Here is a 19,390-nt window from a genome sequence, read left to right as displayed (position 1 = left end):
TCCGGTCACGGGCTTCCCTCCTGCACGTCGGCCCCGTGGGTCGGGGAGAGGTCGTCCTACTGGCTGACCCCCGCATGCTGCGAATCGCGACTAAAGCCCCCCTTGCGCCCGCGCGGCCCGCCCTCACCGGGACTACAGCGGTTCTTCAGCGCCCTGCCGGACGCTGGCCGTCGCGGCCCGCGCGTACCCGTAAGCCCCCACACGGGTGGAAGGAAAAGAAGCCCCATGTTCTCCGCTCTCGGTTCGGCCCTGCACCGCCGACGGATCGCCGTACTCCTGCTGGCCCTCCTGGTCACCGCGCTGGCCACCGCCTACGGCGGCAGCGTGTCCGAGCGCCTCTCCAACGGTCTGTCCGACTACGACGATCCCGGCGGCGGCAATGTCGCGGCGAGGGAGATCATCGGGAAGGCCACCGGCACCGACCCCCAGCAGGGCTACGTCCTGCTGGTCCGCACCGACGAACGCGTCACGGCGGACACCGCCCCGCCGGCGGCCGTCACCGCCGCCGCCGGACTGCTCCGCTCCCGCGCCGAGGTCGAGCAGGTCGTCGACTACACGTCGGCCACCGGCGGCGCCGCGCTGATCGCCCGCGACGGCCGCAGCACGGTGGTCGTGGGCGCCGTCGGACCGCTGACGGACCAGGAGAGCGTGCGCGCCACGGACGAACTGCGCGAGGCGATCGAGGACGACCCCGCCCTGCGCGGGCGCACCTGGCTCGGCGGCGCCACCCCCGGCCACGTCCAGGTCGCCGAGGTCTCCGACGAGGATCTCGCCCAGGCGGAACTCCTCGCCATGCCGGTCATCCTGATCGTCCTCTTCCTGGTCTTCCGGGGACTGGTGGCCGCCCTGATCCCGCTGCTCGGCGGAGTCGTCTCGCTCATGCTCACGATGGCGGGCCTGCGCGTCGCCACGGAGTTCACCCAGGTCTCCACCGGCTCGATGAGCCTGGCCTTCGCCCTCGGTCTGGGCCTGTCCATCGACTTCGGCCTGCTGATCGTCTCCCGCTACCGCGAGGAACTCGCCGACCGCGGCCCGGGCGCCGAAGCGATCCTCCGTACGGTCGCCACGGCCGGCCGCACCGTCCTCTTCAGCGCCCTCACGGTCGCCGCCGCGCTCGCCGCCCTGCTCGCCTTCCCGCAGCCCTACCTGCGCTCCATGGGCCTGGCGGGCGTCGTCACGGTCGTCTCGGCGGCCCTGTTCGCCCTCGTGGGGCTCCCGGCCCTCCTCGCCCTCCTCGGCCGGCGGATCAACTCCCTCGCCCCGCGCCGCTGGCAGCGCACGGCCGGCGTGGCGCGCGCCGAAGGCCGCTGGTACCGGCTGGCCCGCACGGTGATGCGCCGCCCGGCCGTCTTCGCGCTGGCGGCCACGGCCGTCCTCCTGACGATCGCCTCACCGCTGCTCGGCGTGCGCTTCACCGGCGTCGACCCCACGGTCCTGCCGGAGGAGACCAGCGCGGGCCGGGTGGCGGCCGTCATGGACAAGGACTACGACGCCCGTGCCACGTCCCCCCTCCAGATCGTCCTGGACACGAAGGGAACGCCGGACGCCTCCCGCCTCACCGACTACACGGACCGCGTCGCGGCGATCCCCGGCATCGAGTCGGCCGGCACCCCCTTCCGCCTGGACGCCACCCACTGGGAGATCGACGCGGTCCTGACCCACAACCCCCTGGACGAGACCTCCAAGGACGCGGTCGCCGACGTACAGAACCTCACCCCGCCCCACCCCGCCCGCTACACCGGCACGACGGCGGACTACCTGGCCCAGCGCGAGAGCATCGCCGACAGCATCCCGCTCGCGGCCGGCATCCTGGTCGGCGTCACCCTGCTGCTGCTCTTCGCGTTCTCGGGCTCGGTGGTGCTGCCGGTGAAGGCCCTGCTGATGAACCTGCTCTCGACGGGCGCGGCGTTCGGTTTCCTGGTCTGGGTCTTCCAGGACGGCAACCTGGGCCTGCCCGCCCAGAACGCGCTGGAGACCACCACCCCGGTCCTGGTCTTCGCGCTGGCCTTCGGCCTGTCCACGGACTACAACGTCTTCCTCCTCAGCCGCATCAAGGAGGCCCGCTCCCAGGGCCTGGACGACCGCGAGGCGGTGGCCCACGGCCTGTCCCGCACCGGCGGGATCGTGACCTCGGCGGCGATCCTGTTCTGCGTCCCGGTGGGCGCGCTCGCCCTGTCCCGCCTGGTCTTCGTCCAGGAACTGGGCCTGGGCGCGGCCTTCGCCGTCCTCATCGACGCGACCGTCGTCAGGGCCCTCCTGGTCCCCTCCCTGATGGCCCTCCTGGGCACCGCCAACTGGTGGTCCCCACCCTTCCTGCGCACCCTCCACCGAGCCCTCCACCTGGACCGCATGGAACACACCCCGGCGCCGCCCCCGGCCGCCCCCCTCCCGGAAAAGGCATCCTCCTCGGCCCTCTGACCCCCACACGAAGAGCGCCCCGCCAGAGCCTCACCGCTCCGTTGATGTCAGCGGAACAGCTGCGGCACCGGGCAGGCATCCAATGGCTCCTCCGGCCGGTCGGCCCAGCCCCACCAGACATGCCGACCGGTACACCTCCACAGCGACCGGCAGGCTCGTCGGCCGTCGTCCTCCCGCCGGGACAGTACGAAGCCACCGGACTCCATGGGCCGGCCGCAATCAGGACAGGCCGGGGCGTCGTTGGTCATGCGGCGGACCCTAGCGGAGCAGGCAGTCATGAACTCACCGGTTCACGGGGCGCTGTCGTAGGGCTCGGCTACGTTGCACGCATGACTGACAGGGATCCGCTCGTGCCGGCACTCACCGGCGTGCTCGTCGATGTCGTGTGGTGGCTGGAGAGCTGCGGGGATGAGGAGGTGGATCCCGATTCCGCGGTGAAGATGATGGAGAGCGTCGGCGGAGAACTGCTGCGCCTGCCCTCCGGCCAACGCGAGCGACTCGTGCAGGTGCTCGCGGACTTGGCCGAAGCGGAGCAAGACCCTGCGAGGCGCGACTTCCTGAAGTCGTTCCCCTTCGCCATCGGCCTGGCCGAGGACCAGGAGAGTCGAGGCACGGCTGGCTGGTAGGCACCAGTTCAGCTGTCGCCCTGGGTACGTCGCGCCTCGACGGCAAGCAGGCGGCGGCCCGTCGACAAGCGGTCCTTGATGAACGCGGACCAGGCGGCGGCCCTCCTCGACTGGATCCGGCGCCGGCCCCGTGGAGGAAAGCGGCTGCGCGCGTTCTTCGCCACGCTGAACTTCTGCGGTCTGCGACCGGAAGAAGCCGTAGCCATGCGCGTGCAGAACGTGACGTTTCCCAGCTCCGACGCCGGGGACCAGTGGTGCGAGCTGCTGATCCACACCGCGACCCCGGAGGTCGGCAAGCGGTGGACCGACACCGGAGAGAGTCACGAGGAACGTGACCTGAAGGGCCGTGCCGAGGGCGAGACGCGCACCGCGCCGGGGCATCCCGCCCTGACGCGCATCATGCGGCAGCACATCGAGGACGAGCAGTTCAAGCCCGGTGACCTGCTGTTTCAGGGGGAAGGCGGGCGGCATTTCCCGCCGGATCGGTCATCCGCCGCGCGTGGCGCAGTGCGCGCAAGGCCGTCCGGCCCCCGCACGCCTTCGAGTCGCCCACCGGAGGCGGGTGTACGACAGCCGGCACGCGCGCCTCACGAAGTGGCTCGATGAAGGGCTCCCGCCCGCTCAGGTGGCCGACTGGGCCGGGAACGGCGTGCCGGTGCTGCTGGCCGATTACGCTCGGTGCGCCGAGGGGCAGCTGCCTGGCCTGAAATGGCGCCTGGAGGCCGCGGGGGATCTCCGCGAGCTGCCCGACGCGGGCTGAGGCCTCTCGCCGAGAGCTTCGACACGTATTCGACACGGTCACCCGCGAAAACCCGGTGAAAGTCGGACAGCCCCGGAACCTCTCCTTGATCGTCGGGGGAGTGTCCGGGGCCTCGTCGTGGCGAGTGAAACCCGCTCTGACCAGTAAAAAGCCCTCCCAAAGGGAGGGCGGAGACTTGCGCCCCCGGCAGGACTCGAACCTGCGGCCAAGCGCTTAGAAGGCGCCTGCTCTATCCACTGAGCTACGGGGGCCGGGTGTGGTGGCCTCGTACGTGCTGCCCGGGTGTGGGCCGATCCGTGACGTTGCCGGGGACAAGGATAGGGCTCCCGGTTCCTTGTCCCGGTTGCTTCGCCTCCGTGGCTCAATGTGGAGGTTCGGTGAAGCGGTCCTGATAATCGCAGGCAGGTGCGAATCGTGCACCGCTTTTGCCGCCTCGAACCCCGGGTGTTGTGCACTCGTTATGCCTGGACTGTGGCGGTGTCCCAGTCGCACCTTCCGTCCCTTGTGTCCTATCGGCGCGCAGACATGCCTATATGCTTCATAAATCCCCTAAAATTGGGCATTCTTCGCATGTGGTGACCTTGGACGTACGGCCTCAGCTGCTCGACGCACTTTCCGCCCTGCGCGACCGTGTCGCCGCCGCACGCTTCCCGCTGCCCCTGGCCGGAGCGCCACGCGCGCGTGCCAACCGCGACGAACTGCTCGCCCAGCTCGACGACTACTTGGTGCCCCGCCTCAGACAGCCCGAAGCGCCACTTCTGGTCGTCATCGGCGGATCCACCGGCGCCGGAAAGTCAACACTTGTCAACTCCCTGGTGGGACAACGGGTCAGCGAGGCCGGCGTGCTGCGCCCGACCACCCGCACCCCCGTCTTGGTCTGCCACCCGGAGGACCACCACTGGTTCAGCGGCATGCGCGTCCTGCCCGACCTCACGCGCGTGTGGGTGCCCCACCAGGAGCCCTCGGACGACCTGTTGCTCCCCGGCGAGGAGGGCCGCCGCGCCCTGCGCATCGAGACCGCCGCGACCCTCCCGCCCGGCCTCGCACTCCTTGACGCCCCCGACGTCGACTCCCTTGTCGCCGACAACCGCGTCCTGGCCTCCGAACTGATCTGCGCCGCCGACATCTGGGTGATGGTCACCACGGCGGCCCGCTATGCCGACGCCGTCCCCTGGCACCTCCTGCGCACCGCCAAGGAGTACGACGCCACCCTCGTCACCGTCCTCGACCGCGTCCCCCACCAGGTCGTCGGCGAGGTGTCCCGGCAGTACGCCGCCCTCCTCACCAAGGCCGGCCTGGGCGACGTACCCCGCTTCACCGTGCCCGAACTGCCCGAGTCCGCCTGGGGCGGCGGGCTGCTGCCCGCGACCGCCGTGGCGCCGCTGCGCGCCTGGCTCGTCCACCAGGCCGAGGACCCCGCCGCCCGGCGCGGTGTCCTCGCCCGCACCGCCCACGGCGTCCTCGACTCCCTCAAGTCCCGTATGCCCGAACTGGCCGGCGCCGCCGCCGCGCAGTACGCCGCCGCGCTGCGGCTCACCACGGCCGTCGACGGGGCGTACGACAGCGAGTACGCGCGCGTACGCGGCCGTTTGCAGAGCGGCGCCGTACTCGCCGGGGACGCCCTCAAGCGCTGGCGGGCCTTCCCCCTGGACTGCACCGCCGGCGAACTCCTCGACGCCCTGGTGGAGAGCCTCGGCGCCCTCCTGCTGTGCGCCGTCACCGCCGCCGACGAACGCGTACAGGAGGCGTGGCGCCGTGAACCGGCCTCCGACGCACCGGAGCTGACGGACCGCGATTCCACACCGGACCACCCGGGCATCCCCGACAGCGCGGAACACCGTATCGGCATGGCCGTACGACGGTGGCGGCGCGAGTTGGAGGAGTACGCCGAGGACGAGGTGCGCGCCATGGAACGCGGCGCGGCGCCCGACCCCGAGGCGGTCGCCGCCCTCGTCGCCACCGCCCTGCTGGGCGGGCGCCGGGCCCGCGTCGCCGGCGAGGGCCTGGCCGAACGCCTCGGAGCGCACGGCGCGTTGCGGCTGCGCGACCGCGGCGGACGGCTGCTCGCCGAACACCTGGACCGCGTCATGCACAACGAACGCGAACGCCGTCTCGCGCCCCTCGACGGACTCGACGTCCACGCCGAACCCCAGGCCGAACTCATCGCCGCGCTGTCCGTACTGCTGAAGGAGAGGTGACCGGTGACCGCCGTCACTGACCAGGACCACACGGATCACTCAGACCACTCAGGCAACTCGGATAACGCGAGCAATTCAGAAGAGTCAGGAAGCCCAGAGAACCCAGAGAACCCAGAGAACCCAGAAAACTCGGATAATCCTGGTAACTCGGATCGCGCGGACCATATTGGCTCGAGGGAGTGCGTGGCAGACGCCCGGGGGGCGGCGGAGAACACGCCGTCCGCCGGACACCCCCGGGCGGAGCGCGAGACCCAGGAAGCCCCGGACCGGGCGGAGACACCCCCCGAGCCCGCCGAGGAACCCGACGGGGCCGCCCACGCGCGTACGGAGCCCTCCGCGGACCTCGTCGACCCCTGGGCGGGAACCTCGGGCCGCACCCGCCCCCGCGCCCCTGTGCGCATGGACGTCCCTGCACGCGCGGGCGCCCCGGTTGGGACGGAGCCCCCCGTGGCCCCCGCGGACCCCGCCGAAGCCTGGGACGACGGCCTCATCGCGCGCCGGGTGACCGAGGAGACGGCCGCCGCCCAGCACATCGTGGCGGCGGAGATCCGGTCGGGCGGCGGCACCTCCCTGCCCCCGATCCCGCTCGCCTACGACGGTCCCCTGCGGTCCCGCCTCGACGCGCTCCGCGAGCTCGTAGGCCTCTCCCGTACCCGTCTGGACAGCCGGACGCTCTTCGAGGCGGGCCGGGTCCTGGACGAGGCGGCGGCGCGCCGCAAGCTCTCCGGGCAGCACACCGTCGTCGCCATCGCGGGCGCGACCGGCAGCGGCAAGTCCCAGCTGTTCAACTCGCTCGCCGGGGTGACCATCTCGGAGACCGGCGTACGGCGCCCGACGACCGCCGCGCCGATCGCGTGCAGCTGGAGCGACGGCGCCGCGAACCTCATCGACCGCCTGGGCATCCCCGGACGGCTGCGGCGGCGCCCTGTGCAGACCCCGGAAGGGGAGGCCCAGCTGCGCGGACTGGTCCTGATCGACCTTCCCGACCACGACTCCGCGGCCGTACAGCACCGTGAGCAGGTCGATCGGATCCTGGCCCTCGTCGACGCCGTCATCTGGGTCGTGGACCCGGAGAAGTACGCCGACGCGATGCTCCACGAGCGCTATCTGCGGCCCATGGCGGGCCACGCCGAGATCATGTTCGTCGTCCTCAACCAGGTCGACCGGCTGCCCGGCGAGGCCGCCGAGCTGGTCCTCGACGACCTGCGCCGGCTCCTCGACGAGGACGGCATCGCACTCGGCGAGTACGGCGAACCGGGCGCCACGGTGCTCGCGGTGTCGGCCCTCACCGGGGACGGCATCGGCGAACTGCGCGAGCTGCTCGGCCAGTTCGTCGGGGAGCGCGGCGCGGCGGCCCGCCGGGTCGCGGCCGACGTGGACGCCGCGGCGGCCCGGCTGCGGCCGGTCTACGTCACGGGCGGGCGCACCGGGCTCAGCGAGGAGGCGCGGGACGAGTTCGCCGCCCGGCTCGCGGACGCCGTCGGCGCCACCGCGGCCGGTGAGGCCGCCGAACGCGCCTGGCTGCGCAACGCCAACCGCGCGTGCGGGACGCCGTGGCTGCGGCTGTGGCGGTGGTACCAGGACCGGCGTGAGCCTCCCAGCGGCCGGTTCCAGGTCCGCACCCAGGCCGACGAGGAGGCCACCGCCCGCCAGCGCGTCGAACAGGCGGTGCGGACGGTGTCCGACCGTGCCTCGTCGGGGCTGCCCTCGCCCTGGGCGCAGGCGGTGCGCGAGGCGGCCGTACGAGGCGCCCAGGGGCTGCCCGAGGCGCTGGACGAACTGGCCGGCCGGGCCGGACTGCCGTCGGGCCGCCCGCCGCGGCCGGGCTGGTGGCCGGCGGCGGTCCTGGCACAGGCGGCCATGACGCTCCTCCAGGTGGTCGGCGGGCTGTGGCTGGTGGGCCAGATCGCCGGGGTCATGGCACCGAACCTGGGGGTTCCGGTGCTGCTGATGGTGGCCGGGATCGTCGGCGGCCCGCTGGTGGAGTGGAGCTGCCGGATGGCGGCGCGGGGCCCGGCCCGGCGGTACGGCCAGGACGCGGAACGGCGACTCCGGGAGGCCGCCGCAGGGTGCGGCCGGGCCCGGGTCCTCGACCCGCTGGCGGCGGAGCTGCTGCGGTACCGGGAGGTACGCGAGCAGTACGGAAGGGTGGTGGGGGTGGGTGCGGGGATGAGGTGAGTCCGCGTATGGGGGTGAGTCCGTGTGTGGGGCTGTGTGTCTGGGGTGATGCGTCCGTACGGGGGCGCGGCTCACTCGTCCGGGTGGCGGGGTTTTCCACAGGTGGACGGTGATCCACAGCGCTGAGCGGGACCGCCCCGGCGGAGGCAGTCTGGCTGCACGGCGGTCGCGAGGGACGCGGCAGCCGCAGCAGCCGTACGGGGCGGTCCCGTACGCGCGTCGGGAGGGGTTCAGGACATGAACGAGACGATGGTGTGCGCGGTCGGAAACGTGGCGACGCAGCCGGTCTACCGGGAACTGGCGGCAGGACCGTCGGCGAGGTTCCGGCTGGCCGTGACCGCCCGCTACTGGGACCGCGAGAAGAACACCTGGGCCGACGGCCACACCAACTTCTTCACGGTGTGGGCCAACCGCCAGCTGGCGACGAACGTGGCGGCCTCGCTGAACGTGGGCGAGCCGGTGATCGTGCGGGGCAGGCTGAAGGTGCGCACGGAAGTGCGCGAGGGCCAGCAGGGATGGGCGTCGGCGGACATCGACGCGGTGGCGATCGGTCACGACATCACGAGGGGGACGTCGTTCTTCCGCCGCTCGGCCAAGCCCGAGCCGGCGGTGACGGCCGCGTCACCGCCCCGCCCGGAGCCGGACTGGGAGACCCCGGCCGAGGACTCGACGGCGGACACGGAGCAGTCCGAGCCGGCAACCGCCGCTGTCTGAACCTGGCTTATCGGCGGATCCAGCCCGATGTCCCGCTATGGCAAGTGCATTTGTCGACAAGCCGAGCGCGTGCGGGACTCGTAGTCGATCTTGGGGATAACGATTCCGATTCGGATCGGCGATCGGATGAGATGACCGGGAAGTGCGCTGTGCGGCGTCTCTAGGATGCCGGTCATAGCTGATGCCTACCTGGCTCATGAGCTTTCCGATTCTGCCTGTGGGACCGTAACCCCCCACGTCAACGGGTCCTGCTCGAAGGGGAATTGCGTGATTTCTTCGCTCTCCGTGCCGTTCGCGCGCCGGCGTGCCGCGGCCCGTCTCGCCGCGGCGACGCTGGTGTCCGGGCTCGTCGCGGCCGGCGTGATCGCCTCGGCGGGCACGGCTGTCGCCGACTCGGCCGCCGACGACACGGGGGTCGGCGACACGGCCGCCGGGGGCACGGGGGCCGGTGACTCGGCCGCCGGGGGCACGGGCGTCGGCGACACGGCCGCCGGGGACACGGGTGTCGTGGCCGGGGTGGCGCGGAGCGAGGGCGGGGCCACCGCGTCCATGGACGGCCTCAAGACGTACGGCGCCGCGGTGATCCACGGCGACGCCGGGGACACGGAGGTCTCGGCGGGCCTGTTCGAGATGTCCGTCGAGGGCGGCGGCACCCTGCAGACCTACTGCGTCGACCTGCACAACCCCACACAGCGGGACGCCAAGTACGACGAGACGCCCTGGAGCGGCAGCTCGCTGGGCGCCGACGGTGACGCGGGCCGGATCCGCTGGATCCTGCAGAACTCCTACCCGCAGGTCAACGACCTCGCCTCGCTCGCGAGGAAGGCCGGCATCACCGGCGGCCTCACCGAGCAGGACGCGGCGGCCGGCACCCAGGTGGCCATCTGGCGCTACTCGGACGACACGGACGTCGTCGCCGTGGACCCGCAGGCCGAGCAACTCGCGGACTACCTGCACAAGGCGGCGCGCGACACAGCCGAACCGGCCGCGTCCCTGGCCCTCGACACGGGCGCCGTCTCGGGCCGGCCCGGCGAACTGCTGGGACCGGTCACGGTGCACACCGACGCGGACGCGGTCACGGTGACCCCGCCGACGGACGCCGCCGCCGACGGCGTACGGATCGTCGGCGAGGACGGCAAGGCCATCACCTCCGCGCGCAACGGCAGCCGGCTCTTCTTCGACATCCCCGAGGACGCCGACCCGGGCTCCGCCGAACTGACCGTCCAGGCGTCCACGACCATCCCCGTGGGCCGCGCCTTCACCGCCGAGAGCCGCAGCCAGACCCAGATCCTGGCCGGCTCCAGCGAGTCGACGGTGTCGGCGACGGTCACGGCGACCTGGGCGAAGCAGGGCGCCGTACCGGCCCTGTCCGCGGCCAAGAACTGCGCTGGGGCCGGTGTGGACCTCTCCGCGGCCAACCAGGGCGATGCCGCCTTCACCTTCGACCTGATGGGGATGACCTACACCATCCCCGCGGCGGCGTCCCGGACGGTCACGATCCCCCTCCAGGAGGACCAGGCCTACGACTTCACCATCACCGGCCCCCAGGGCACCGAGAGCCGCTTCACCGGCGTACTGGACTGCAAGACCCAGACCGCCGAGATCTCCAACCTGACCACCCAGACCCTCAGCGAGCCCAGCCCCGCCACGGTGGGCGGCACCGCCTCCGACACCACCGACACCAACCTCGCCGAGACCGGCGGCTCCTCCGCGACCCCGCTCATCGCGGGCACGGCCATCGGCCTGGTGGTCATCGGCGGCGCGGCACTCCTCCTGGTGGCCCGCAAGGAGAACGAGGCCCGCGACTGACGTACGCGGAACGCATCACGGAGCCTGCACCCGTGCCGGGACCTCCCGTCACCCGAACTGCCCGGGCTGGTAGTCGCCCCCGGGCTGGCGGAGGATGACGTTCAGCCGGTTGAAGGCGTTGATGAGGGCGATCAGGGACACCAGCGCCGTGAGCTGCTCCTCGTCGTAGTACTTGGCCGCGTTGGCCCATGCCTCGTCGGTGACACCACTGCCGTCGGCGAGGCGGGTGCCCTGCTCGGCGAGTTCCAGCGCCGCCCGCTCCTCGTCGGTGAAGACCGTCGCCTCCCGCCAGGCCGCGACCAGGTGCAGCCGTACCGGAGTCTCTCCCGCGAGTGCGGCGTCCTTGGTGTGCATGTCGAGGCATCCCGCGCAGCCGTTGATCTGGCTGGCGCGGATCTTCACCAGTTCCTGTGTCGCCTTCGGCAGCGTCGAGTCGGTCAGGACCTTGTCCGTCGAGACGAGGTGCTTCACGATCTTCGGTGCGATCCGGGTGCCGAGGGCGTTGAGCCGAGCCTGCATGAAGATCTCTCCTTGGTTGTCGCCGAGGTTCGTCGCGCTTCCACCTCCTTCGACGAACGGGCCCGCCACGACGTAACAGCTCCACGGCGCTACTCGGGACGTGCCGGGAGATCAATGGAGGCGAGGCGCCGCGGGTCGTTCACGGACAGGATCTCGACGATCCGGCCGTCGACGACGGTGCACGCCATCACACCCAGCAGCCTGCCGCTCGCGGCCCACACCACGAGCCCGGACTCACCGTTGACCAGGGCGGGACGCGCGGTCACCACGGCCCGCACCCCGCGCTGGACCCTGACGGCCACCTCGGCCGCGCCCACCCTGTCGACCACGCCACGCGCGCTGTAGGAGCGCCATGTCACCTCCGGGTCGAGCACCCGCAGCAGCCCTTCGAAGTCCCCGCCGCGCGCCGCCGCGAGAAACGCGTCGACCACCGCACGCTGCCGCCGCCGTTCGTCGCTCGGACGGTGTGTGCCCCGCACCTTTCTGCGGGCCCGGCTGGCGAGCATCTTGGTGGAGTCCGTGGACCTGCCGATGATCTCGCCGATCTCCGCGAACGGCACCGCGAACATGTCGTGCAGCACAAAGGCCAGCCGCTCGCTGGGACCGAGGGTGTCGAGCACCACCAGCAGCGCCAGCCCGACGGATTCGGCGAGCAGCGCGTCCTCCTCGGGCGCCGTGCCGTCGTCCTCGGTCACCACCAGCTCGGGCAGCCGGTCGTCGTACGACGCCTCGGGCCGGGCCCTGCGCGAGCGCAGCACGTCGATGCAGACCCGGCCCACCACGGTGGTCAGCCAGCCGGCGAGGTTGTCGATCGTGCCCGGGTCCTGCCGCGCCAGCCGCAGCCACGCCTCCTGCACCGCGTCCTCGGCGTCCGCCCGAGACCCGAGCATCCGATGGGCCACCCCCACCAGCCGCCCCCGCTGCGCCTCGAACTCCCCCGCCAGAGCATCCCCCGCGCCTACTCCGCCCATGTCCTCACCTTCCTCGCCCAAATCCCCTCCCACCCATGACGCACCCGGAACCCCCGAGGTAACCGACACCCGAGCCCCCACCAAAACCCCAGCCCACAGCCCCCCGACCGCCCGCGAGCATCGGCAGGCGACCTGGCCCTCACAAACGCAGGCGAACCCCCTGAACGCAGACCGGCAGTCCACCAAGCCGATCGCTTTCGCTGGGTCCTCCGCATGTCGGAGGGCGTGATCAACGTGACCGTCCATGAGTTCCCCGACGTCGCCGTCAGCCCTGACCATCCGGATTCGGACGGCACGGTGATCTGGCAGTCGGTCCAGCCGCGTCCGGTGTTCGCTCACGCTGTTCTGGACGCGGCCCACACTGTGCTCCGGGAGCATGGCGAGGCCGGCTATCGCGCCAAGTGGGCGATGCATCCCTACCCCTTCGGACCGGTCCAGGACCTTCGCAGGCTGCACATACGCGGCGATGTCTGCGACCTGCCCCACGACCTGCGGTGCCCGTAGGCGGTACGCGCGACTGTCTCGTCCTCGTTCCCATGAGCAGACCGCCCTACGGAGCTGGAACCCCCGGAAGCCGACCGCGCGCTCGAGACCACAGCCGCAGGCACTGACAACGGGCGTGCCAGTGATCGACCCCGAACCCCCAGGTCAGCCGCCCCCCACCAAACGGGTTAACACCCGAGGGTGGCGGTCAGGCAAGATGGGGTGTATCTGCCCACTGCCAGATTTCAAACTGCCGGACGGTTTCTCTTGGCTGAGTTCATTTACACCATGCGCAAGGCGCGTAAGGCGCACGGCGACAAGGTGATCCTCGACGACGTGACGACGAGCTTCCTGCCGGGGGCGAAGATCGGCGTCGTCGGCCCGAACGGCGCCGGCAAGTCGACGATCCTGAAGATCATGGCGGGTATCGAGCAGCCCTCCAACGGTGACGCCTTCCTCACCCCCGGTTACAGCGTCGGCATGCTCCAGCAGGAGCCCCCGCTGACCGAGGACAAGACCGTCCTGGAGAACGTGCAGGAGGGAGTCGCCGAGGTCAAGGGCAAGCTCGACCGGTTCAACGAGATCGCCGAGCTGATGGCCACCGACTACTCCGACGCGCTGCTCGACGAGATGGGCAAGCTCCAGGAGGACCTCGACCACGCCAACGCCTGGGACCTCGAGGCCCAGCTGGAGCAGGCCATGGACGCGCTGGGCTGCCCGCCCGGCGACTGGCCCGTCACCAACCTCTCCGGTGGTGAGCGCCGCCGCGTCGCGCTCTGCAAGCTCCTCCTCGAGCAGCCCGACCTGCTGCTCCTCGACGAGCCCACCAACCACCTCGACGCCGAGTCCGTGAACTGGCTGGAGCAGCACCTGGCCAAGTACCCCGGCACCGTCGTGGCCGTCACCCACGACCGGTACTTCCTCGACAACGTCGCGCAGTGGATCTGCGAGGTCGACCGGGGCCGTCTCTACCCGTACGAGGGCAACTACTCCAAGTACCTGGAGACCAAGGCCGCCCGCCTCAAGGTCGAGGGCCAGAAGGACGCCAAGCGCGCCAAGCGGCTCAAGGAAGAGCTGGAGTGGGTCCGCTCCAACGCCAAGGGACGGCAGGCCAAGTCCAAGGCACGCCTCGCCCGGTACGAGGAGATGGCCGCCGAGGCCGACAAGATGCGGAAGCTGGACTTCGAGGAGATCCAGATCCCGCCGGGCCCCCGGCTGGGCAGCGTGGTCGTCGAGGTCGAGAAGCTCGGCAAGGCCTTCGGCGACAAGGTGCTCATCGAGGACCTGAGCTTCACCCTCCCGCGCAACGGCATCGTCGGCATCATCGGCCCGAACGGCGCCGGCAAGACCACCCTCTTCAAGATGATCCAGGGCCTGGAGGCCCCGGACTCCGGCACCATCAAGGTCGGCGAGACCGTCAAGATCTCGTACGTCGACCAGAGCCGCGAGAACATCGACCCGAAGAAGACCCTGTGGGCCGTCGTCAGCGACGAGCTCGACTACATCAACGTGGGTCAGGTCGAGATGCCGAGCCGGGCGTACGTGTCCGCCTTCGGCTTCAAGGGTCCCGACCAGCAGAAGCCCGCCGGCGTGCTCTCCGGCGGTGAGCGCAACCGCCTCAACCTCGCGCTCACCCTCAAGCTCGGCGGCAACCTGCTGCTCCTCGACGAGCCGACCAACGACCTCGACGTCGAGACCCTGTCCAGCCTGGAGAACGCGCTCCTCGAGTTCCCCGGCTGCGCCGTCGTCGTCTCCCACGACCGGTGGTTCCTCGACCGCGTGGCGACGCACATCCTCGCCTACGAGGGTGAGTCCCGGTGGTTCTGGTTCGAGGGCAACTTCGAGTCGTACGAGAAGAACAAGATCGAGCGACTCGGTGCGGATGCCGCTCGTCCGCACCGCGCCACCTACAAGAAGCTGACCCGGGGCTGATCGATCTTGCGCCACATCTACCGCTGCCCACTGCGCTGGGCGGACATGGACGCGTACGGCCACGTCAACAACGTGGTGTTCCTCCGCTACCTGGAGGAAGCCCGTATCGATTTCCTGTTCCGTCCGGAGAAGAACTTCCAGCAGGGGTCCGTGGTGGCGCGCCACGAGATCGACTACAAACGGCAGCTCGTCCACCGGCACACCCCCGTGGACATCGAGCTGTGGGTCACGGAGACAAAGGCCGCGTCCTTCACCATCACCTACGAGGTGAAGGACGGGGACGTCGTCTACGTCCGCGCGTCCACGGTCGTCGTGCCGTACGACTTCGCCGAGCAGCGACCGCGCCGGCTCACCGCCGATGAGCAGGAGTTCCTGGCGGAGTACCGGGACGACGCCGAGAAGGCCGTCGCCGCATGACCGCGCTCCACCTCGCCGACGAGGGGGAGGCGGCGGACTTCGCGGCCTTCCTCTCCCGGCTGCTCCACTACGACCGTGGAGCAGCGGTACGCCTGCAGGCGGCCGGGACGGCGCTCGCCGTGTTCGGCCGGCCGCCGTCCTTCGAGGTGCTCGCGATCCGTACGGCGCGGCTCGCCAAGCCGTACGAGGACGGACTCGACGTCACCCTCGACGTGACCGTGTCCGCCGGTGAGCTGCTGGAGACGGTGGACGAGACCGCGGCCACCGCACAGGTCCCCGCGGCCGTCACCGGGCCTCCGTGGGCGGGGGTGCTGCCGCCCCGCGGCGGATGGCGGCCCGAGACCGGGCTGCCGGCCCCCGACGCGCTACGGGCCACCGTGGGCGCGGCCGTCGGTGAATTCCGGCGCCGCAGCGAGGAGTTGGCGCCCGAGAACCGTACCCGGGCCGAACTCGACCGGATCGGGCGGGAGATATGGTCCCGGACGGTCGCGGCCACCGGGCTGCCCGTACGGGCCCTGCACGCCGCCCAGTCCCTGGGCTTCCTGCGCGCCGAGGCACCGGTGACCCTGTTCTCGTCGGGCGCGTGGCTGCGGCTGCGCACGCCGTACGGATCGGTCGCCGTACGGCGTGCGGGGGCGGGACTCGGGATGCCTGCTTTCAGCGTCCGCTGAGCCGCCCCCTCCGACACCGCGACACCGGCTCACTCCGGGGCGTTCACCATCGACGCCGCCGCGTACGTCAGGTAGTTCCAGAGCGTCGTCTCGTGCTCCTCGGACAGGCCGAGTCCGTCGACCGCGTCCCGCATGTGCTTCAGCCAGGCGTCGTGCGCGGCCCGGTCGACCACGAACGGCGCGTGCCGCATCCGCAGCCGAGGATGGCCGCGGTTGTCGCTGTACGTCGTCGGACCGCCCCAGTACTGGATCAGGAACAGCGTGAGCCGCTCCTCCGCCGGGCCGAGGTCCTCCTCGGGGTACATGGGCTTGAGGATCGGGTCCTCGGCGACCCCCTCGTAGAAACGGTGCACCAGCCGGCGGAAGGTCTCCTCCCCACCGACCTGCTCGTAGAAGGTCTGCTCCTGAAGCGTGCCGCGCCGAATCTCTTTCACGTCCCCCATGGTCTCAGACGGGGAGACGGAGGCCGGAAGACGTAGGACTACGGCCGGAAGCGACCGGCACGCTCGCCTCCGGGCGGGTTCCGCCGCACAGTGGACGGTATGGGCGCCCACGCTCTCGGGAACGACCTGGAGGCTCTCGCCGTCTCGGCGAGGGCGCGGCTGCTGCGCCGGATCGACGCGAGCGGCGCCCTCGCCGGCGACCCCGGCTGGCGGGCGGCCTTCGCGGCGGTCCCGCGCCACCTCTTCGTGCCGTACTACTACGTCAGCGGCTCCGCCGGATACGAACGGTGCTGGGGCGAGAGTCCCGACCCGCGCATCCGGGAGCGGTGGGTGCGCGGCGCGTACGAGGACACCCCGCTGGCCACCCGGCTGCGCGACGGGGAGCTGATCTCCTCCAGCAGCCAGCCCTCCCTCATGGCGCTGATGCTGGCCGCGCTGCGCGTCCGGCCCGGCGACCGGGTGCTGGAGATCGGCGCCGGAACCGGTTACAACGCGGCGCTGCTGTCGTACCGGCTCGGCGACGCGAACGTCACCACCGTCGACATGGATCCGGAGATCACCGAGTCGGCGCGGGCGCATCTCGCCGCCGCCGGGTACCGGCCGGCCGTCGTCACCGGGGACGGCGCCCGCGGGGTGCCGGAGCGGGCGCCCTTCGACCGGATCGTCGCGACCTGCCAGCTGGCGTCGGTCCCGCGGGCCTGGATCGCCCAGTGCCGGCCCGGCGCGCTGATCCTGACACCGCTGGCCACCGGACTGGCCGCGCTGACCGTACGGGACCCCGAGCACGCCGAGGGCCCGTTCCTGCACACGCCCGCCTACTTCGTGCCCCTGCGCGGGGAGAGCCGGCCCGAGCCCGAGACCGTCGCGCTCGGCGGGGTGCCGCACCGGGCCCGGGAGAGCGACCTGTTCCGCTTCCTGCTGGCGCTGAGCCGGGACACCCTCGAACCCCAGGAGGCGTACGCCCTGTGGGAGCGCGAGGGCATGCCGGACCGGCAGCGCTACGGCGTCACGGTCGGCCCCGAGCGCGCCTGGGCGTGGCTGGACGACCCGGAGGGCCCGTACGCCTGGCCCCTGCCGGGTTCCGAACGCCGTACGTTCTGACCGCGGTACGTCCCGCCCGCCGTACGTCCCGCCCGCCGTGCTTTCTAACCGCGGCGGATCGTGATCGTCGTCCAGGCGCCGACGTGGACCCGGTCGCCGTCCTGGAGGGGTACCGGGACGAACGGCTGGATCGGTTCCTCGCCGTTGTTGACCGTCGTGCCGTTGGTGGAGTTCTGGTCGACGACCGCCCAGGTGCCGTCCGGCTGCTGGACCAGTACGGCGTGCTGGTGCGAGACGCCCGGGTCCTCCGGCGGCACCGACAGGTCTATGTCGGGGGTCTCGCCGGTGGAGTGCCGGCGGCGGCCGATGGTGACCTGGTTGCCGGTGAGCGTGCGCTGCTGCTCGGGCGAGTACGCGGGCAGGTTGAGGCCTGCCGCCTCCGGGCCCGAGCGATGCATCATCGCCATGAAGTACGCGCGGTCCGGGCCTATGGTGGCCATCCAGGTCGCCGGCTGCTGCGGGAACGCCGGGCCGGGCGGGGGCGGCGCCTGCGTGGCACCGGTCTGCGGATAGCCGTAGCCGCCGCCCTGACCCTGACCCTGGCCTTGGCCCTGGTGGGAGGGCGGGGATATCACCCAGTCGTCGTCGGCGCCGCCGAAGCCCGGACCGCCCTGCGGTGGCCGACGGGTCTCCTGCGGGTAGCCGGGCGGGACCTGCGTCGGCGCGGGGGCGCCACCCGGGCCACCCGGGCCGGAGGGCTGGAAGGCCGAGGGTGCCTGGGGCATGCCCGGGCCACCGGGGCGGTTCGGTGCCGACCGGGAGGGGTCACCACCGAAGGCGCCCGGACCACCGGGGCCGCCGGGACCGGCAGGCCCACCGGGGGCCGACGGGCCGGCGTGCCGGCCGCCTGGGCCGGACTGCTCGCGGCCGAAGGGGTCGGCGGACGGTTCGGAGGGGTCGCGTCGGAACGGGTCCGGCCCGGAAGGACCGGAAGGACCGAACGGACCCGACGGACCGGACTGCTCGCGCCCGAAGGGATCGCCGGGAGGAGGACCGGACTGCTCGCGGCCGAAGGGATCGCCGGGAGGAGGACCGGAAGGCTCACGCCCGAAGGGGTCGGGGGAGGGACGACCACCAGGCCCACCGGACCCGCCGGAACCACCAGGCCCGCCAGACCCACCACGTCCCCCCGGGCCACCGAAGCCGCCGGGCTCGCCGTAGCCACCACCGGGCTCGCCGTAGCCACCGGGCTCACGGCCGAACCCGCCGCCGGGAGAACCCTGCCCCGACGCCCCGGGACCACCGGGAGGACCCGACGGCTCACGTCCGAAGGCACCGGGACCGCCACCGGGACCGCCCGGTCCGGAAGGTTCACGTCCGAAGGCACCGGGACCGCCCGGGCCACCCGGACCGCCGCCCTGGCCAGCAGCCGTACCGCCCGGCCCCGAAGGCTCACGCCCGAAGACGTCCGCACGACTGGCACCACCCGGGCCACCGGGACCACCGGGGCCGCCAAGGCCACCGGGCCCACCGGCCGTACCCCCTGGCCCCCCGGGCCCCGCCGGCCCCCCGAACCCCCCGGGCCCTCCCGAGGGCGAAGGCTCGCGGCCGAACGGTGAGGCGCTCCCCTGGCCGCCCGGGCCCGACGGCCCGGAGGGATCCGCGCCGAACGGGGGTATCGGCTCCGCCGGCCGGTTCACCTGGGACGGGCGGGAGCTCTGGTAGTCGAAGGAGGAGTCGCCGCCGTACGACGGAGGCGGGGGCGGCGCCTGATAGCGGGCGCCGGGGTCGCCCGGACCCGCGCCCGGGCCGGAGGCCGGCGGGCGAGGGGCGGCCGGGGTGTACGAGGTCGCCGTGTTGGTGAGGAAGTTCCACCGGCACTCCTCGCAGAACGGCGCACCGCCCTCACGGGGCGTACGGCACTGCGGGCAGAGCTCCGGCTCGAAGCCCGGTACGGAGGACAGGTGCCGCCCACCGCCCTGGCCCCCCTGCGGGGGCGGCGGTGGGTAGCCGTAGCCGCTCGCTGCGGGAGGCGGCGGGGGCGGCGGCGGAGGTACGGCACCGGCCATGCGGTGACCGCAGACCTCGCACCAGTCGTCGGAACCCGACTGGTGTCCGTTCGGGCAGGTCGGCATGTCGGCGCGTCCCCCTCTCGTATCAGGGTTCTCGTATCGGGGCTTTACGGCACTTCGTTACGTCTTTACTTCTTC

Annotated in this window: 16 protein-coding genes and 1 tRNA gene; 12 read left to right on the top strand and 5 right to left on the bottom strand. The window is 72.0% G+C overall.

From position 1 onward, the window contains the following. Window positions 1-225: 225 nt before the first annotated feature. The 3 genes from ACFPIH_RS48210 (at window position 226) to ACFPIH_RS48200 (ending at window position 3,650) form a co-directional block, all read left to right on the top strand. Complete coding sequence (locus ACFPIH_RS48210; protein ID WP_381173285.1) at window positions 226-2,418, top strand: MMPL family transporter; 2,193 nt, start codon at window positions 226-228, stop codon at window positions 2,416-2,418. Window positions 2,419-2,747: 329 nt separating this feature from the next. Beyond that, window positions 2,748-3,044, top strand: a complete 297-nt coding sequence (locus ACFPIH_RS48205) for a hypothetical protein (RefSeq protein ID WP_381173283.1) — start codon at window positions 2,748-2,750, stop codon at window positions 3,042-3,044. A gap of 78 nt (window positions 3,045-3,122) precedes the next feature. Continuing rightward, window positions 3,123-3,650, top strand: a complete 528-nt coding sequence (locus ACFPIH_RS48200; RefSeq protein WP_381173281.1) for a hypothetical protein — start codon at window positions 3,123-3,125, stop codon at window positions 3,648-3,650. Between the two features lie 332 nt (window positions 3,651-3,982). Here ACFPIH_RS48200 and ACFPIH_RS48195 read toward each other — a convergent pair. After that, window positions 3,983-4,055, bottom strand: a tRNA-Arg gene (locus ACFPIH_RS48195). 321 nt (window positions 4,056-4,376) lie between these two features. On the opposite strand from ACFPIH_RS48195, the gene ACFPIH_RS48190 reads away from it, so the two are divergent. The 4 genes from ACFPIH_RS48190 to ACFPIH_RS48175 all read left to right on the top strand — a co-directional run bounded on the left by ACFPIH_RS48190 (window position 4,377) and on the right by ACFPIH_RS48175 (window position 10,703). Beyond that, a complete protein-coding gene (locus tag ACFPIH_RS48190; protein WP_381173279.1) occupies window positions 4,377-6,002 on the top strand; it encodes a dynamin family protein in 1,626 nt (541 codons plus the stop codon). Window positions 6,003-6,005: 3 nt separating this feature from the next. After that, the gene (locus tag ACFPIH_RS48185; protein WP_381173277.1) at window positions 6,006-8,180 is read left to right on the top strand and encodes a YfjP family GTPase; all 2,175 of its coding nucleotides are present in this window, start codon (window positions 6,006-6,008) and stop codon (window positions 8,178-8,180) included. A 237-nt stretch (window positions 8,181-8,417) separates the two neighbouring features. Further along, a complete protein-coding gene (locus ACFPIH_RS48180) occupies window positions 8,418-8,894 on the top strand; it encodes a single-stranded DNA-binding protein (protein WP_381173275.1) in 477 nt (158 codons plus the stop codon). 267 nt (window positions 8,895-9,161) lie between these two features. Next, window positions 9,162-10,703, top strand: a complete 1,542-nt coding sequence (locus ACFPIH_RS48175; RefSeq protein WP_381173273.1) for a TQXA domain-containing protein — start codon at window positions 9,162-9,164, stop codon at window positions 10,701-10,703. A 48-nt stretch (window positions 10,704-10,751) separates the two neighbouring features. Here ACFPIH_RS48175 and ACFPIH_RS48170 read toward each other — a convergent pair whose 3' ends face one another. Together ACFPIH_RS48170 and ACFPIH_RS48165 are read right to left on the bottom strand one after the other, a co-directional pair. Next, entirely contained in the window at window positions 10,752-11,222 is a 471-nt protein-coding gene (locus ACFPIH_RS48170) for a carboxymuconolactone decarboxylase family protein (RefSeq protein WP_381173271.1), read from the bottom strand. 89 nt (window positions 11,223-11,311) lie between these two features. Beyond that, window positions 11,312-12,193 (bottom strand): sigma-70 family RNA polymerase sigma factor, encoded by an 882-nt coding sequence (locus ACFPIH_RS48165; protein ID WP_381173269.1) that lies wholly within the window; start codon window positions 12,191-12,193, stop codon window positions 11,312-11,314. A 213-nt stretch (window positions 12,194-12,406) separates the two neighbouring features. Between ACFPIH_RS48165 and ACFPIH_RS48160 the strand changes: the two genes are divergently transcribed. The 4 genes from ACFPIH_RS48160 to ACFPIH_RS48145 all read left to right on the top strand — a co-directional run bounded on the left by ACFPIH_RS48160 (window position 12,407) and on the right by ACFPIH_RS48145 (window position 15,696). Then, a complete protein-coding gene (locus tag ACFPIH_RS48160; RefSeq protein ID WP_381173267.1) occupies window positions 12,407-12,697 on the top strand; it encodes a hypothetical protein in 291 nt (96 codons plus the stop codon). A 246-nt stretch (window positions 12,698-12,943) separates the two neighbouring features. Further along, complete coding sequence (ettA, locus tag ACFPIH_RS48155; RefSeq protein ID WP_381173265.1) at window positions 12,944-14,608, top strand: energy-dependent translational throttle protein EttA; 1,665 nt, start codon at window positions 12,944-12,946, stop codon at window positions 14,606-14,608. A gap of 6 nt (window positions 14,609-14,614) precedes the next feature. Continuing rightward, window positions 14,615-15,025 (top strand): acyl-CoA thioesterase, encoded by a 411-nt coding sequence (locus ACFPIH_RS48150; RefSeq protein ID WP_381173263.1) that lies wholly within the window; start codon window positions 14,615-14,617, stop codon window positions 15,023-15,025. After that, entirely contained in the window at window positions 15,022-15,696 is a 675-nt protein-coding gene (locus tag ACFPIH_RS48145) for a DUF8185 domain-containing protein (protein WP_381173262.1), read from the top strand. The genes ACFPIH_RS48150 and ACFPIH_RS48145 overlap by 4 nt, the downstream gene beginning before the upstream one ends. 29 nt (window positions 15,697-15,725) lie before the next feature. Here the strand turns inward: ACFPIH_RS48145 and ACFPIH_RS48140 are convergent, their stop codons facing one another. Continuing rightward, the gene (locus tag ACFPIH_RS48140; RefSeq protein ID WP_381173260.1) at window positions 15,726-16,139 is read right to left on the bottom strand and encodes a globin; all 414 of its coding nucleotides are present in this window, start codon (window positions 16,137-16,139) and stop codon (window positions 15,726-15,728) included. A 99-nt stretch (window positions 16,140-16,238) separates the two neighbouring features. On the opposite strand from ACFPIH_RS48140, the gene ACFPIH_RS48135 reads away from it, so the two are divergent. Next, on the top strand, window positions 16,239-17,240 hold the full coding sequence (locus ACFPIH_RS48135) for a methyltransferase domain-containing protein (RefSeq protein ID WP_381173258.1): 1,002 nt from the start codon (window positions 16,239-16,241) through the stop codon (window positions 17,238-17,240). Window positions 17,241-17,284: 44 nt separating this feature from the next. On the opposite strand, the gene ACFPIH_RS48130 is transcribed toward ACFPIH_RS48135, so the two are convergent. Continuing rightward, entirely contained in the window at window positions 17,285-19,315 is a 2,031-nt protein-coding gene (locus ACFPIH_RS48130; protein WP_381173256.1) for an FHA domain-containing protein, read from the bottom strand. Window positions 19,316-19,390: the final 75 nt, after the last annotated feature.

The sequence above is a fragment of the Streptomyces vulcanius genome, from assembly GCF_042653945.1.
Taxonomy (GTDB): domain Bacteria; phylum Actinomycetota; class Actinomycetes; order Streptomycetales; family Streptomycetaceae; genus Streptomyces; species Streptomyces mangrovi.
The sequence above is the reverse complement of the archived record's forward strand: the minus strand, read 5'-3'. Positions and strand labels throughout refer to the sequence as shown.